Origin of the sequence: Bacillus sp. FSL L8-0654 (genome assembly GCF_038629965.1) — a bacterium.
Lineage (GTDB): Bacteria > Bacillota > Bacilli > Bacillales > Bacillaceae > Bacillus > Bacillus safensis.
On sequence record NZ_CP152026.1, the window covers coordinates 2,220,741 to 2,235,533 of the forward strand.

Here is a 14,793-nt window from a genome sequence, read left to right on the forward strand (position 1 = left end):
CTCTCATACTATATGAGCCGTCAGACAAAAAAAGAAAACCTCTGCTTCTAAAATAGCAGAGGTTTTTTCATCTATTAGGACGCCTTTTTCAGCTCCGTTTCACCTTCTTTTTTGGATGGTGAATGGTCCGGGCTGTTTCGATCATAAAATCTAAGGAGATCTCCGTAGATGATTTGATCAGAGAATTGAAGCTCCTGCTTCGCTTTCTCTTCATAAGACTGACACACATTTTTATCATCTGCTGGCTCGCCTGTCTCTTTATTGTAGCAAACACCATCTGTAAAAATGCTGTCCTTCGTAATAAAGCTTCCATCACGGAGTACTGTAAAGTCATTCGTATCTTTTGATAAAAGGTCATGACCAAATTGAATTTGTTTACTTGTATCAATCCCTAGAAGATTGAGTACAGTTGGACGGATATCGACCTGACCGCCTACCGTATCAATTTCTTTTGGATGTTGATCCGTTACCCCTGGAATGTGTACAACAAACGGGACTTTTTGAAGCTGCACTTCTTCAAATGGCGTAATCTCTTTATTTAAGAATTGTCCCATGGCTTCGTTATGGTTTTCAGAAATTCCGTAGTGATCCCCATACAAAACAAAAATGGAGTTATCGTATAACCCAGCTTCCTTCATCTTTTTAAAGAAAAGCTTAAGGGCTTCATCTTGATAACGCACTGTAGGGAAGTACTTGTTCAGTGTTTTGCTCTTTGAATCATATTCATCAATGAGCTTATCTTCCTCATCTAAATCAAAAGGGAAATGGTTCGTTAATGTAATCAATCTCGTATAGAAAGGCTGCGGGATCGATTTCATTAATTCAGCGGACTGCTCAAAGAACGGACCATCTTTCAGTCCCCAGCCAACTGAGTTTTCTTCATTCACATCAAATGATTTAATATCAAAGAACTTATCGTAGCCAAAGCTATCGTAGATAAGGTCACGGTTCCAGAAGCTTTTGTTATTCGCATGAATAACAGAAGAGTGGTAGCCCTCATCCTTTAACAGCTCAGGTGTCGCTGTAAACTCATTACTTGGATTTGTGAAGAACACAGCCCCTCTTCCAAGTGGATAAAGAGAATTATCTACAATAAACTCTGAATCAGATGTTTTCCCTTGACCTGTTTGGTGATAAAAATTAGTAAAGTTATAGCTCTTCTTGATCAATTTGTTTAAAAACGGAGTAATTTCTTTCCCGTTTAATTTTTCATTGATCACGAAACTCTGTGTAGATTCAAGTGATATAAGAATGACATTTCGTCCTTTTGCTTGACCAAATGTCTTTTCATTACGGTCCGTTTGATTTGCACTTACATAGTTTTCAATTTCAGTTAAGCTATTGCTGTCAGCAAGAGCTCGTTGGGCGGACTGCTTCGATTGCAATACCCCATCATAAATATGGAAGTTATATAAGCTGATATTTTTCACCAGCATCTCACGGTCAAATGAGCGAGTAAGCAGTTCTGGTCTTTCTGTTTCAGCTAAACCAAGATTAAAGAAAAATGTAGCTGCCACAAATAAGTAATATGCTGCTCGTTCTTTTCGTGAAACGGTGACATCTGTTCTAAAGGAAGGCTGTTTTTTATAGAGCCAAATTAAAATGATGATATCAACAAACATCAGTAAATCGACTGGTTCAATTAAAGAGGTAATACTGGACCCGAGGTCACCCATATTGTTTGTTTGAAATAGGACGGGGATGGTTAGAAAATCACTATAGAAGCGATAAAACACAATGTTGGCTAACAAAACGAATGTTAGGATAAAGCTTGTCACGATGATATATCGATTGCGATTTTTTTCTTTGAAAAATAAACCGATACCGAAGATAAACAAGAGAAAGCTAAGCGGATTAATAAACAGGATAAACTCCTGCATGAAATTTTCAATTTTAATATTGAAGCTAGATTTATAGATAACATAGGTTTTAACCCACATCAGCAATGTCGCAATCAGTAAAAATGAAATCGCCTTTAATCTATTCTTTCGCATTGTAACCTCCTTATGCTAAGCGCGCACCCAGGCTCTAGATATACCCTAATTATTGGTGCTTCTAGAAAAATAACTAAAGTATATCTTATCCTGTATATGATGGAAAATCAATGTCTTTTTCCTCATGACAAACTTATGAATATGCTAAACATCCAATTTCATGCCTATCTATCGCTTTTTTTAATAAAAATGACATCATTATGACTTTTTTGTTCAAGACAGCCATTTGGTTTTTGCCATCCATGCACCGCCAATAACACCCGCATCGTTTCCGAGTGATGCAATTACCACTTCAACATCGTCAGCGCAAGGCGGGAAAGCATGTTGTTTCACAATGCGCTCTACTTTACTGCGAAGAAGCTCACCTGCTTTTGAAACACCGCCGCCAATTACAATTTTTGTTGGGTTTAAAGCACTAGCAAGATTCGCTAGGACAAGTCCAAGATGTGTCGTCACTTCTTCTACGACACGCATTGCAAGATCATCTCCGTTTTCTGCCGCTTCAAATACATTCTTTGCCGATAACGAAGCGAGCTTGCCAAGTGAAGATGTATGCTGCTCGGTTTCTAATTTATCCTTTGCAATCCGGACGATGCCAGTTGCAGATGCGATCGTTTCAATACAGCCTGTTCTTCCGCAGTTACACGGTGCTCCTTGAAATGGAACGGCACAAATATGGCCAATTTCTCCGCCAGCACCTGTCTCCCCTTGAACAACTTCACCGTTGACGATGATGCCGCCGCCAACCCCTGTTCCAAGTGTGACCATCAGGATATTTTTTGCGCCATCGCCTGCACCCTTCCACATTTCACCGAGTGCAGCAATATTCGCATCATTTTCAATGACAGATGGAAGTCCCGTCTCTGCCTCTAGGTGATCTTTCAAGGGGTAGTTTGTCCAGCCCAGATTCGTTGTTTTATAGACGATGCCAGATACTTTATCTACAGGTCCAGGTGCACCCATTCCGATCCCAATAAGTGCTGATTTCGGCATACTGATCTCAACCAGTTTATGGTCAATTGATTTGGCAATATCGACTGTAATCGTCTGCCCGGATTTATCCGTAGGAATCTCCCACTTATGCTGAATTTCACCATATAGATTAATGAACGCAAGCTTAATTGTCGTACCGCCAAGATCAATACCTACAAACCAATCCCCTGTCATATGCCCTCCACCTTCACATTGTTTTTCGATTTAATTTGGCTAGCTCCATTTGAAGAATCGTCATTGCGTTTGACCATTCGGTCCGGTCAATGATGCCCGATGTATACATTTCCTTCAATTCGTCTGCCATAAATTCTAATTCTACTTCACGATCTCCGAAATACACATAATTTCCAAATCTCATGAGCAGCTGCTGTACATCATATAACGTTTTCATTGTTTCCACCATTTCTTTTCATCAACAGATAGGATAAGCGTATTCATAAATGCGCTTTCAGTCAAGTCATTCAACGTGTTTGACTATTTTCGATATATTGTTTCAGCTTTAAAAATTGATCATTTTGAGGATCTTGTTTTAACGCTTTCGCTAATAGATCCTCTGCTTTCGCTGTCTCTCCTTTTTCTACGTATAAAAGCGATAAATGATACAGTTTATTTGGATCATCTGGATCTTTTTCAAGCGACTTTTGTAAAAATTGAATAGCCTTATCAAGTTGGCCCTGCTGCGCTTCCGATAGTGCATAGATATGAAGTGCCTCAGCTGATGCATCTTTATCGTGCACATATTCCTCTAGTCGTTCACTTGCTTCGCTATACTTTTTCTCATCAAATAAACTTGCTGCCTCACTTGTTGCCGCTGCTTGCTTTTGATCGTCAGAATGAAATCCTGTATACAATCCAAAACCGCCAATAAAGAGCAAAGCAGCACTCGCAAGTAGCATTTTAACAGGCTGGATCTGTTTAGGCAGACGGACAGCTAATGCGGTGAAAAAACCGCCAACCAAGCCGCCAAGATGCCCTGCATTATCAATACCTGATACAGTGAAGCCTATTCCTAGGTTGATGAGGATAATGACAATAATATTTGTCCCCATCGTCCGAAAGAAAAGCTTTCGGTTTGAGATGGCTAAATATAACAGTGCGCCTAAGCAGCCAAAGATCGCGCCAGATGCGCCTGCTGCAATTGCCGTATTAAACACAAAGCTCGCTATAGAGCCAAAAATGCCGGAAATCAAATAGATGAGCAAAAATCTTCCCGACCCATAAATTCTCTCAACAGCCGCTCCAACGGACCAAAGAGCAAAAGTATTAAAGAGTAAGTGCGTCAAGCCAATATGTAAAAACATTGGTGTCATCAGGCGCCACCATTCACCCTCTAAAATCAGCACATTATTTTTAGCACCAAATGCTGTTAAAGTTGCGGTATTGGTACTTCCGCCTGACAGCTCAAGTAAAAGAAACATCACCACTTGGACAGCAATCAGCAAGTAGGTAAAAATGGGTCTCCCATTTTGAAACACGGCCCGTTCTCGTTCTCGCTGCTTTTCCTGATCATCAAATGCCTGAAGCACGTTCCTTTTCAGCTGCATTGCATCCTCAGCTGTATCTTCCTTCGCTTCTTCTACATCTACTGCAAGCGATGTATTCAGCCATTTTTGCAGTTCGTTTACATCGTTTTGAAGCGTGTCTGCATTGAGTAATACAGGAGTAACTGTCACCTTATTCTCTTTTTGCGGCTGACCGTTTAGGTCTTCCCAATCATCTACTGGAACATCAGTTGTAAATTGCAGCTGCAGGAGATGAAGAGATCGTTTACGCATAGCTTCTCTCAGCTGATTGATCCGATATGTTTGCTCCTCGATATCTCGAACGATCTCCTGCTTGAAATTCACATCTTTTCTATATAGACGGATGAGATCATAACCTGAGTTTCGTGGTGCTTCAAAAAATATTTCATCTTCTGGGTACGGACTTTGAATCATCTCGTATCCTTTTTGTCTTAGTTCATCAACAACTCGCCAAAATAAACTATCTATGACATTCATACATTCGCGCTCCATTTTTTACATTATTATAGCAAGAATCGTTCTTATCCGCATTTCTAAACAAAAAAATCCCGGCTTTTGCGGGATTAGAATGCTTGGCGAATAAATTTCGTCCGAAAATATGGGATTTTCATCAGCCATTTAATCAAAAAGTGTCGGACTTGATTTTGGCCTAAAACCAAATTCATGAGCCGATAACGATTTTGCACGAGAACGAATGCAAATAGTGTGAACACAATGCTCCAAATCATTTTATTCATCCATATTCCCTCCTATGTTCGTATCGTGGCTTAAATAGTATTTGTTTATGCATGAACTATCGTTTTTATCGCTTAAAAGGTCCCTTTCATAAGCAGGCCTTCACAATCTAATCCCTTGCTCTTCTGACTGAATGACCTCTCCGCACTCTGATTGATCATAAGAAACGTCAAATTGATGAAGGTCGATTAAATCCATGAAAGTATGAGGCAGCTTACAATTCTGCTCTAACTCCTCCACCTTGTGCGGAAAATAACTGTCATATGGATTTGGTGTATAAACATATACAGCGTCTAAACCAGGGTCAGGTATGGCTTTTCAAAGCTTTCAAGCTGTTTTAGCCGCCTATGATATAAAGCGATATGAGCTTTGATATGCTCTCTTCTTATTTTTAAGCTATTTCCCCCGACTCCAAAAAAATCAAGGTGCGTATGCCAAAAATAAAACCATGAATCACGATCAAGTTTTAAGTCACAAGTATTTACTTCCTCCCACATATGACGGAAGTATCTTTTCTTTCCGCGAAATTTTTTCAAAACATATCCCCCGTCAGCTAAAATGCCTTTTAATGAAGAATGTTGATCGCTATCGTGTATGTGACTTTTGATCATAAGCAAGCACCTTCGCTCAACACAAAAAGCCCGTTCTTACGTATAAGCAGCGGACTTTTATTTTGGATATATGGTACCTTTCTCACTGACCATGATTGAGACCGGGATGTCGTGCGTTTCAGCCGGAATATGCTCAGTTTGCTGTACTGTCAAGCAAAGGGCAAGCGTTTCGCCGTGATAGTCAGCTAAGTAGCGGTCATAATAGCCGCCCCCATATCCGATACGGTAGCCTTGTCGATCGAAGCACACACCAGGCACAATGATCAAATCGATTGATTCTTTAGATGCAGCAGCCGACGCCAGAGGGTCTGGCTCTATTAGCCCAAAGTAGCGGGATATCATTTTCGTTTCCGGTGTATATTCATAAAACGTCATCTCTTTTGTTTCCGGAAAACAGGTGGGTACACATACTGTTTTCCCCTCCTGCCATGCTTTTTCAATTAGAGGCATTGTTGGTACCTCTTTTCCTCTAGACATGGTGAGTGCAATCGTATCCGCTTGTTTCCATGCTGACAGTTGAAACAAGTGCTCATGAAGTAAAGCGGTGCTTCGCTTGAATTCCTCGGCACTCATCTGGTCCAGCTTGGCTAATGTTTGAAGACGAAGCTCTTTTTTCACACAGATCATCTCCCATCATAAAAAAACAGCAGGAAAATTCCCTGCTGCTTACTTTGTTTCACGATGTAAAGTTTGTTTTTTATCACGTGAGCAATACTTTTTGAATTCAACGCGATCTGGATTGTTTCGCTTATTCTTTTTAGTAATATAGTTACGCTCACCGCATTCAGTGCAAGCTAGAGTAATATTTACGCGCATGTTTTTCCCTCCAAACTAAAATCAATTCACATTCAGACCTAACTATAATACCACTTCTAGCTTAGGAATGCTAGAATGTTTTTTCACCAATTTGAATTTCAGTCAATCCCGTCCGCGTTCTGATCCATATCACACGGTCATTTCATGAAAAATGGCCTGCTCCCCTATAAAACCTCAATCTTTGTCGTACTGTATACATGAGGAACCCTCTTTTATTTTGACAGCGAGCAAGATTTTCATACTCGTTTTTCATATAAAAAGAAAAAAGGTGAAAAAAAGGTGATTTTTTCAGCAATTCCTTTTGAAACTAGCTTTTTTATGGTATAAAAAAGAAGGGTCGAAAACTGTCTGAAACAATCATGAAAGCCTTTTATGGCTTTCAGCATTAAAATATGAATAAAAGGTGATGAAACATGGAAATTGCAATTATCGGATTGCTTGTTGTCAGTATCGTACTGATCGCATTCTCATATTTTCAAAGAGAGCCGATTAAAGAAGTCGAGCAGGAACTTGAAACACTTCAACTATCTGCAATGCAAGAAATCTATAAACTGAAAAAGAAAATGAAGGTTCTTGAAGAAGAATTGCTTGAAACAAACATTGTCGTCCGCAAACATTCAGAAATTGATCCATCTATCGCAAGACAAATCATTTCAAAGCATCAAAATGGCATGTCTCCTGAGGCCATTGCGCGCGCTGAGCATGTATCTGTAGATGAGGTCAACATGATCATTAAAGACAACGAGAAGGTGCTTGTATGACGAAAAAAAGCATCCAAACGTTTGCGGCAGGTATGATTCTTGCAACTGGTGTTCTGGCGATCGTTTTTTTCCTCACTGGAAAAGATGAAGCGGCGGCTGATACAACCACAAAAGAAACGCTCGCAGCGAAAGTAACAGACACTGATGTGAAAAACTATTTAGACTCTAAAAAAGAAGTCTCCGTCAGCCGTGAAACATATCAGCAGCTTCTTAATTATAAAGAAAAAGCACTGAAGGCAAATGAAGACGGCGATTCTAAAAATGATAAAGAAACATCAGACAAGCCTAAAGGCAAATCGGTCAAATTTGTTATTAAAAACGGGATGAGCACAAGTGATGTTTCAGACATGCTTGAAAAGGACGGAATCATCAATTCGTCTAAAGATTTTAATGATTATGTGATTGACGCCGGCTACCATAAAGAAATTCGTGCAGGCAAGTTCAATTTAAAAACAGGGATGACGTTTAAACAAATCGTCAAAGCCTTAACAAAATAACAACAAAAACCCCCTGGCGGCGCTGACCTCCAGGGGGTTTTTGTTATCCAAATCGACCAGATATATAATCATTTGTTCTTTGATCATTTGGCTCAGAGAACATCACATTCGTATCATTGACCTCAACAAGCTCTCCCATTAAAAAGAAGGCTGTTCTATCTGATACCCTCGCCGCTTGCTGCATGTTATGCGTCACAATGGCAATCGTGTATTTCTCTTTTAATTTCATAATCAATTCTTCAATCTTTAATGTTGAGACAGGATCAAGCGCTGATGTTGGTTCATCCATTAGTAAAATGTCTGGGCTTGTGGCAATAGCTCTTGCGATACAAAGACGCTGCTGCTGACCGCCGGAAAGACCTAATGCAGGCGCACTTAAACGATCTTTCACTTCATCCCAAAGGGCAACATCACGAAGCGCTTTTTCAGCGATTTCTTTCAATTGCTGCTTGCTCTTCACGCCATGAATTCTTGGTCCGTAGACGACATTATCAAAGATTGACTGAGGGAATGGGTTCCCTTTTTGAAAGACCATCCCGACGTTTTTACGCAGTTCCACTAGATCAACGCGGCCTTTTAAAATATTGTCGCCGTTATACATCATATCTCCAGTGATTTTCACACCTGGCACTGTTTTGACCATAAGATTTAAGGTCTTGATAAACGTTGACTTCCCGCAGCCGGACGGACCGATAATTGCTGTGACTTCATGCTCTCTAATGTCTAAATCAATATGCTTCAGTGCGTGATGCTGTCCGTACCAAAGGTTCATATCATTCACACGAAACACTTCTTTTTTGGCTGTTTCAGTAGCTATTGCATTCATCAAAATCCACCCGCCTTATCCAAATCGACCATTGATATAGTCTTCTGTTTTTTGCTGCGCAGGACGTGTAAAGATACGTTCAGTGGCATCATATTCTACTAGATCACCGTTCAGGAAAAAGGCTGTATGATCAGATACACGTAACGCTTGCTGCATGTTGTGTGTCACAATGACGATCGAATAATCATTTTTCAAATCTGATAATAGCTCTTCAATTTTTGCATTTGAGATTGGGTCTAGGGCAGAAGCGGGTTCATCTAACAAAAGAACGCTGGGCTTCATCGCAAGTGTACGCGCAATACAAAGGCGCTGCTGCTGACCGCCGGATAATGACAAAGCCGAGCGGTGCAGACGATCTTTGACTTCATCCCACAGCGCTGCTTTTGTTAAGCTTTCCTCTACTGCATCATCAAGTACTGATTTTCTTTTTTCACCCGCATACTTTAACGCATGGGTAATGTTATTGTAGATCGATTTAGGAAATGGGTTTGGTTTTTGGAAAACCATGCCGATTTCTCTTCTTAAATTCACCACATTAATGCGGTCATCCAAAATATTGAGTCCTTCGTACATGATCGCACCTTCACTTCTCGCACCTGGGATCAAGTCGTTCATGCGGTTAATGCTGCGTAAAAAGGTTGATTTCCCGCAGCCCGATGGGCCGATTAATGCGGTAATTGCGTTCTTCTCAATTTCAAATGAAATGTGATTGACCGCTCTTTTTTCACCATAATAAATGCTTAAATCCTGCACCTGTAAAATCTGTTCCGCTTGAAGTGGAGCCTTTTTTGCTGCAATCTCTTTTTTTTCTGCTAGCATTTGAACCATATCCCCTTCACACCTCTCTCACATTATTTTGACGTAAGCTTTTTATGAATAAATGAACCAAGCCATCTAGCTGCTAAGTTAAATACTAAAACTGAAAGCACAAGTACGGCTGATGCACCATTTGCAATGGCCTCTGCATCTGGAATGATTCCTTGTGTATTGACGTTCCATATATGAACGGCTAATGTTTCTGCCGGTCTAAAAATATTCAGCGGTGACGTATCAGAAAATGGACTCCAGTTTGTAAAATCAAGACGCGGTGTGGTGAGACCTGCTGTGAAAAGAAGCGCTGCTGCCTCCCCAAAGACTCTTCCTGATGCTAAAATCGCACCGGTAATAATAGAAGGAATCGCACCTGGAATCAGGACTGTCTTCACTGTATGCCATTTCGTCACACCAAGCGCAAGTGATGCTTCCTTTTGATCCTTCGGTACAGAGCGAAGCGCGTCTTCTGTCACCCTGACCATCACTGGCAAGTTAAACACCGTGAGCGCAAGAGCTCCTCCGATGATCGTATAGCCCCAGCCTGTTAAATTGACAAACATGAGTAAACCAAACATACCAATGACAATAGAAGGAAGTGAAGACAACACTTCAATACATGTGCGAATAAAATCAGTGACTTTGTTTTGAGGCGCATATTCAGCCATGTACACTCCACCGCCGACACCAAGTGGTACTGTGATCAGCATTGTTATAAACAAAATGTAAAACGAGTTAAACAGCTGATCCCTAATACCGCCGCCAGAGCCAATTGCACTTGAGCGGGTTGTCAAAAAGTCAAAATTTAATTCTTTTGCACCGTTGAAGATGATATAAGAAAACAAACCAACTAGGATCGCCGTAATAATGGCGGCACATAATCCAAAAACAAACGTGGCAAAACGATCGGTCATTTTGCTATTCATTAAATCTTCCTCCTAGACGACAAGTATCTGATAATGAGTATGAACATAAACGATACAACTAGAAGGACAAGACCCATTGACCAAAGTGTATTGTTTTCAACACTTCCATACGTTGTGTGACCCATGTTTAACGTAATAATGGTTGTTAATGTACCAGCTGTATCCATAATGCTCTCTGGTAAATTACGCGTGTTTCCAATGACCATCTGTACAGCAAGGGCTTCACCAAATGCTCTTGCCATTCCAAGAACGACTGCTGTCATTAATGTTGGAAGAGCTGCCGGTACAAGCACACGTCTAATCGTTTGCCATCTTGTAGCGCCAAGTGCATAGGATCCCTCACGTAAGCTTTTTGGAAGTGAAGCCATTGCATCAGTTGCAATAGATGTAACGGTTGGCAGAATCATAATAGACAGGACAATCGTTCCTGCTAACACGCTATGCCCTGAGCCGCTTGACTTGAAATGTCCGATAAACGGCACCAATACTGTAAGACCTATGAATCCGTAAACAACGGATGGAATCCCTACAAGCAATTCAATGACTGGCTGGAGAATTTTCCGGCCCCATGCAGGTGCAATTTCTGTCATAAAGATCGCTCCTGCGATGCCTAGCGGCGCTGCAATAAGTGCCGATAGAAGCGTGACGGCGATCGATCCAAATATAAAAGGAAATGCGCCGTACTCCGGGTTTTCTGCTGTTGGGTTCCAATTGATACTGGTTAAGAACTCAATTGGGCTTACACCATTTACGATGAAAGATTGTAAACCCTTAATGCCAAGGAATATTGTGATGGCGATGGATACTGCAATCATTAAGAATGCGCAGAATTTCACCAAAATACTTCCTCTTACTTCATCCATTTGCCTATTTTTCTTCGAGCTGATCAGCCGATCGCTCGCTTCTGTATGTTCTATCTGCTTCATCTTTTTCTACACTCCTATGAATGTCATAAAAGGAAAAGTGAAATGCTCCACTTTTCCTTCATCAGCAATTCAAGACCTCTTACTTATCCGATTGTTTGCCTGTTGCGTCTCTTTCTACTTTCATATTAGAGACTGAGATGTAGCCTTGGTCTTTGACGATTTCTTTTTGTACTTCGTCACTCATAAGGTAATCTAAGAATTGTTTTGCTAGACCTTCCGGCTCACCTTTTGTATAAGAGTGCTCGTATGCCCAAATTGTATATTTACCGCTTTCTACATTGCTTTCTTCTGGTTTCACACCATCAATGCTAAGCGGTGTAATTTTGTCATCTGTTAAATAAGAGAATGCTAGGTATCCAATCGCACCTGGTGTTTCTGCAATCAGCTTTTTCACTGTGTTTGAAGAATCTTCTGTGATTCCTTCTGCAGGTGTTGCGCCGTCAAGTGCATATTTCACAAATGTGGCACGAGTTCCTGAAGAATCAGGTCTGTTGACAAGCGTGATTTTTTGGTCTTTCCCGCCAAGCTCTTTCCAGTTTTTGATTTTACCAGTGAAGATTTTTTTCAATTCGTCCTTTGTGATGTCTTTGACACCCACTTCAGGGTTTACAGCTGCGGCCATTCCAACAACTGCTACTTTGTGGTCTTTTAAAGCTTTTGCGTCGATTCCGTCTTTCTCTTCAGCGAATACATCTGAGTTCCCAATTTGTACAGATCCTTCTGAAACTTGAGAAAGTCCTGTTCCTGAACCGCCGGCTTGTACTTGAATATCGGCTTTTGGATGTTTATCCATGAATTTTTCTGCTGCCGCAAGAACTAAAGGCTGCATTGCAGATGATCCTGAGATGGTAATGGAACCTGATGCCTCATCTTTGTTTGAAGCATTTCCTTTACTGTCTTTTGAATCTCCGCTTGAGCTGCTGTTTCCGCATGCTGTGACGAATGCTAACAATGCGATAGTAAGGAAAGTAAGCAGCCATAATTTGTTCTTTTTCATTTCAAGAATACCCCCTGAATAATTTGTCCTACGAGTAATACATTAAAGGTTCTTTATTAATTTCGTTTAAATGGAATGTTAAGGTTTTGTAAATGTCGAAGTTTTGTAGAGAAATTGCGGCGTTTTTTATGAATTTTGTCAATTTATATCGAAATTTTTGAAGAAAACGTAAAAAAACGCCCACAAAAAGTGAGCGTTTTTACCTATGAAAGGTCTAGTTATTTGTTTCTGCTTCATTTTCAATTTTGTTTTTGTTTTTCGCCTGTGTATCATTGCTTTCCTGTTTTGATTTCAGTTCAAAGTACTTATCTAATACTTGTTCACCAATATCATTTGTAATTGGATAGCGCTGGTTGTAGTCTTGATACACCCATGGCACGACAACGGAAATGGCTACTTCTGGATTATCAGCAGGCGCATACGCTACAAGAGTTGTGTTATACGTCGGTGTACCGCGCTTACTTTTAATTGGGCCGTCATAGAATGATTGAGCGGTTCCTGTTTTGCCAGCTGGATTATACTTTTTGTTCCCAAAGTTTGAATAGGCTGTCCCTCTTGGGTTCTGCATTACAAGCTTGAAGCCTTGCTGGACACGCTTGATTTCATCACTTGTCATGTCTAGCTTATTCAGTACATCTGGTTTGACGGATTCCGTCACAGCTCCAATGCCGCGCTGCGGGTCTGGCTCTCTCACTTCTTTGACAAGCTGCGGACGTAAACGATACCCGCCATTTGCAATGGTTGAAACGTATTGCGCCATTTGCAGCGGTGTAAACGTATCATACTGTCCAATCGCATAGTCAAGTAAGAGCCCCGATTGTGTAGACGTTCCTCTGTAGCCCGTTGCTTCGTTTGGCAGGTCAATACCTGTTTTGACGCCAAGGCCAAATTTACTAAAATTGTAGCGGAACGTATCAAATGCTTTCGGATCAATTGGGAGCGGCTGATTCTTACGATATTCGCTTTTCCCAATGGCGATCGCTGTTTTGAACATATACACGTTTGATGAACGCTCTAGTGCTGTTAAATCATTAATGAGTCCCATATTTTGATAGGATTTCTTTGGCGGTGACTGGGCGATATAGAGAGGTTCATCGTATTGGGTACTTCCAATATGAATAGCGCCTGTTTTATATCCAGTCAGTACAGTGGCCCCTTTTACGGCTGATCCCATCGCATATGAGGATGTCATCGTTCCTAATGAGTAGTCATCGAATTTGTATTTTCCGTTTTTGTTAGAAATCTGCTTACCCGCAACAGAGAGAACCTCTCCATTTCTCGGGTCCATCATGACAACAAATGCGCGATCAAGAAGCTCAGTTCCCCCTCTTTGTTTCGCACTTCTCAAGTTCTTTTCAATAATTTTTTCAACTGCTTTTTGCAGCTGAATATCAATTGTAAGCACAAGGTCTTTCCCGCTCTTACCTTCTGTTAACACTTTAGAGCTTGTGACATTGCCCTGTTTATCAGTTGTACTCTGTTCTTTTTCCTTTTGGCCCTGCAGGACATCTTCATATTGATATTCGAGATAGCTTTTTCCTACACGGTCATTTCGGCTGTAGCCGAGTGATAGATAATGCTCAAGAAGTGACTGCGGAAGACCTTCATCACTCGAAGACACACTGCCGAGCATACTGCGGAGCAGTCCTTTATACGGGTAGCTGCGTGACCAGTCTGTCGTCACATCAACACCTGGCAGCTCGTCCAAATGCTCAGAGACGTAAGCAATTTCGCTTGGCTTTACATCTTCATTTTTAATAAATTGAGGCGTAAGTGCATAGCCTCCATCCATCTGCCTTTTAATGGCAAGCACTTGTAAATCTTTTTTCGTCAGTTGATTTAATTCCTTGTCTGTGATGCGTTTTAGCTGAAGCTCATATAGTTTATCATCAGAGACCTTATCGTCACCCTTTAATTCTGATTCTTTTTGAACAAGCTTTTTCGCTTCATTCGGATGCGTTAAGATCCAGAAATCTTTTTTGTCACGATCTGTGATTTTTTTCGTACTCACATGAATCATATCCGCTAATTTTGATGCCACTTTGAGCCGCTCTTCTTGTGAAGTCGTCGAGGTTCTCGTATATGTAATGGCATTCAGCGCTTTATTGCTGACAATCGTATTGTAGTTTCGATCATAAATTTTTCCGCGCGGAGCAGATGAGCTGACATTCACATCCTCTTGTTTTTCTGCCTGCTTTTTATAATCTTCTCCATTGACAATTTGCACAAACCCGAGTCTAACGACAACGCCGGTAAAAATAATAAAGGCAGCTAAAAATAATAAATTCAGCCGGATCGGAAGTGTTTTGCGCCCTTCCTTCGCGTCTTTTTTGTTTTTCTTGTTTCTCATCACATCACCTTTTCTATCAAGAAAGAAA

General features: G+C 40.8%; 16 protein-coding genes. 2 read left to right on the plus strand and 14 right to left on the minus strand.

The window, feature by feature from the left end:
* Positions 1–74 precede the first annotated feature (74 nt).
* The 8 genes from MHH65_RS11345 to rpmG form a co-directional block, all read right to left on the minus strand.
* Positions 75–1,994, minus strand: a complete 1,920-nt coding sequence (locus MHH65_RS11345; protein WP_025092969.1) for an LTA synthase family protein — start codon at positions 1,992–1,994, stop codon at positions 75–77.
* A 213-nt stretch (positions 1,995–2,207) separates the two neighbouring features.
* Positions 2,208–3,161, minus strand: a complete 954-nt coding sequence (locus MHH65_RS11350) for an ROK family glucokinase (protein ID WP_025092968.1) — start codon at positions 3,159–3,161, stop codon at positions 2,208–2,210.
* Between the two features lie 13 nt (positions 3,162–3,174).
* Positions 3,175–3,378, minus strand: coding sequence for a YqgQ family protein (locus MHH65_RS11355; RefSeq protein WP_008342322.1), 204 nt, complete (start codon positions 3,376–3,378; stop codon positions 3,175–3,177).
* Between the two features lie 70 nt (positions 3,379–3,448).
* Complete coding sequence (locus MHH65_RS11360) at positions 3,449–4,987, minus strand: rhomboid family intramembrane serine protease (RefSeq protein ID WP_120208217.1); 1,539 nt, start codon at positions 4,985–4,987, stop codon at positions 3,449–3,451.
* A gap of 86 nt (positions 4,988–5,073) precedes the next feature.
* A complete protein-coding gene (locus MHH65_RS11365; RefSeq protein WP_162176177.1) occupies positions 5,074–5,247 on the minus strand; it encodes a hypothetical protein in 174 nt (57 codons plus the stop codon).
* 291 nt (positions 5,248–5,538) lie between these two features.
* Positions 5,539–5,856 (minus strand): hypothetical protein, encoded by a 318-nt coding sequence (locus MHH65_RS11370; RefSeq protein WP_268413860.1) that lies wholly within the window; start codon positions 5,854–5,856, stop codon positions 5,539–5,541.
* Positions 5,857–5,913: 57 nt separating this feature from the next.
* The gene (locus MHH65_RS11375; protein ID WP_034280180.1) at positions 5,914–6,474 is read right to left on the minus strand and encodes a 5-formyltetrahydrofolate cyclo-ligase; all 561 of its coding nucleotides are present in this window, start codon (positions 6,472–6,474) and stop codon (positions 5,914–5,916) included.
* Between the two features lie 48 nt (positions 6,475–6,522).
* Positions 6,523–6,672 carry a 50S ribosomal protein L33 gene (rpmG, locus tag MHH65_RS11380; RefSeq protein WP_008360061.1) on the minus strand — a complete coding sequence of 50 codons (150 nt, stop codon included), beginning with the start codon at positions 6,670–6,672 and terminating at the stop codon, positions 6,523–6,525.
* 413 nt (positions 6,673–7,085) lie between these two features.
* Between rpmG and MHH65_RS11385 the strand changes: the two genes are divergently transcribed.
* Complete coding sequence (locus MHH65_RS11385; protein WP_024422989.1) at positions 7,086–7,433, plus strand: hypothetical protein; 348 nt, start codon at positions 7,086–7,088, stop codon at positions 7,431–7,433.
* Complete coding sequence (locus MHH65_RS11390; protein WP_268413857.1) at positions 7,430–7,930, plus strand: endolytic transglycosylase MltG; 501 nt, start codon at positions 7,430–7,432, stop codon at positions 7,928–7,930. The genes MHH65_RS11385 and MHH65_RS11390 overlap by 4 nt, the downstream gene beginning before the upstream one ends.
* Positions 7,931–7,973: 43 nt before the next feature.
* Here MHH65_RS11390 and pstB (MHH65_RS11395) read toward each other — a convergent pair whose 3' ends face one another.
* From pstB (MHH65_RS11395) to MHH65_RS11420, 6 genes are all read right to left on the minus strand, one after another.
* Positions 7,974–8,756 carry a phosphate ABC transporter ATP-binding protein PstB gene (pstB, locus tag MHH65_RS11395; protein ID WP_034280173.1) on the minus strand — a complete coding sequence of 261 codons (783 nt, stop codon included), beginning with the start codon at positions 8,754–8,756 and terminating at the stop codon, positions 7,974–7,976.
* Positions 8,757–8,771: 15 nt separating this feature from the next.
* Positions 8,772–9,575, minus strand: a complete 804-nt coding sequence (pstB, locus tag MHH65_RS11400; RefSeq protein WP_169510668.1) for a phosphate ABC transporter ATP-binding protein PstB — start codon at positions 9,573–9,575, stop codon at positions 8,772–8,774.
* 32 nt (positions 9,576–9,607) lie between these two features.
* The gene (gene pstA / locus MHH65_RS11405) at positions 9,608–10,492 is read right to left on the minus strand and encodes a phosphate ABC transporter permease PstA (protein ID WP_025092964.1); all 885 of its coding nucleotides are present in this window, start codon (positions 10,490–10,492) and stop codon (positions 9,608–9,610) included.
* Complete coding sequence (gene pstC, locus MHH65_RS11410) at positions 10,492–11,418, minus strand: phosphate ABC transporter permease subunit PstC (protein ID WP_024422994.1); 927 nt, start codon at positions 11,416–11,418, stop codon at positions 10,492–10,494. Before pstC ends, pstA begins: the two co-directional genes overlap by 1 nt.
* 79 nt (positions 11,419–11,497) lie before the next feature.
* Positions 11,498–12,415 carry a phosphate ABC transporter substrate-binding protein gene (locus MHH65_RS11415; protein WP_075623509.1) on the minus strand — a complete coding sequence of 306 codons (918 nt, stop codon included), beginning with the start codon at positions 12,413–12,415 and terminating at the stop codon, positions 11,498–11,500.
* A 214-nt stretch (positions 12,416–12,629) separates the two neighbouring features.
* Positions 12,630–14,765, minus strand: coding sequence for a penicillin-binding protein 2 (locus tag MHH65_RS11420; RefSeq protein WP_081124582.1), 2,136 nt, complete (start codon positions 14,763–14,765; stop codon positions 12,630–12,632).
* Between the last annotated feature and the right edge of the window lie 28 nt (positions 14,766–14,793).

What these genes read in the sequence shown, in the direction of transcription:
- MHH65_RS11345 (WP_025092969.1), bottom strand. Translation starts at nt 1,994, where the DNA reads ATGCGAAAGAATAGATTAAAGGCGATTTCATTTTTACTGATTGCGACA.
- MHH65_RS11350 (WP_025092968.1), bottom strand. Translation starts at nt 3,161, where the DNA reads ATGACAGGGGATTGGTTTGTAGGTATTGATCTTGGCGGTACGACAATT.
- MHH65_RS11355 (WP_008342322.1), bottom strand. Translation starts at nt 3,378, where the DNA reads ATGAAAACGTTATATGATGTACAGCAGCTGCTCATGAGATTTGGAAAT.
- MHH65_RS11360 (WP_120208217.1), bottom strand. Translation starts at nt 4,987, where the DNA reads ATGAATGTCATAGATAGTTTATTTTGGCGAGTTGTTGATGAACTAAGA.
- MHH65_RS11365 (WP_162176177.1), bottom strand. Translation starts at nt 5,247, where the DNA reads ATGAATAAAATGATTTGGAGCATTGTGTTCACACTATTTGCATTCGTT.
- MHH65_RS11370 (WP_268413860.1), bottom strand. Translation starts at nt 5,856, where the DNA reads ATGATCAAAAGTCACATACACGATAGCGATCAACATTCTTCATTAAAA.
- rpmG (WP_008360061.1), bottom strand. Translation starts at nt 6,672, where the DNA reads ATGCGCGTAAATATTACTCTAGCTTGCACTGAATGCGGTGAGCGTAAC.
- MHH65_RS11385 (WP_024422989.1), top strand. Translation starts at nt 7,086, where the DNA reads ATGGAAATTGCAATTATCGGATTGCTTGTTGTCAGTATCGTACTGATC.
- MHH65_RS11390 (WP_268413857.1), top strand. Translation starts at nt 7,430, where the DNA reads ATGACGAAAAAAAGCATCCAAACGTTTGCGGCAGGTATGATTCTTGCA.
- pstB (WP_034280173.1), bottom strand. Translation starts at nt 8,756, where the DNA reads ATGAATGCAATAGCTACTGAAACAGCCAAAAAAGAAGTGTTTCGTGTG.
- pstB (WP_169510668.1), bottom strand. Translation starts at nt 9,575, where the DNA reads ATGCTAGCAGAAAAAAAAGAGATTGCAGCAAAAAAGGCTCCACTTCAA.
- pstA (WP_025092964.1), bottom strand. Translation starts at nt 10,492, where the DNA reads ATGAATAGCAAAATGACCGATCGTTTTGCCACGTTTGTTTTTGGATTA.
- pstC (WP_024422994.1), bottom strand. Translation starts at nt 11,418, where the DNA reads ATGAAGCAGATAGAACATACAGAAGCGAGCGATCGGCTGATCAGCTCG.
- MHH65_RS11415 (WP_075623509.1), bottom strand. Translation starts at nt 12,415, where the DNA reads ATGAAAAAGAACAAATTATGGCTGCTTACTTTCCTTACTATCGCATTG.
- MHH65_RS11420 (WP_081124582.1), bottom strand. Translation starts at nt 14,765, where the DNA reads ATGAGAAACAAGAAAAACAAAAAAGACGCGAAGGAAGGGCGCAAAACA.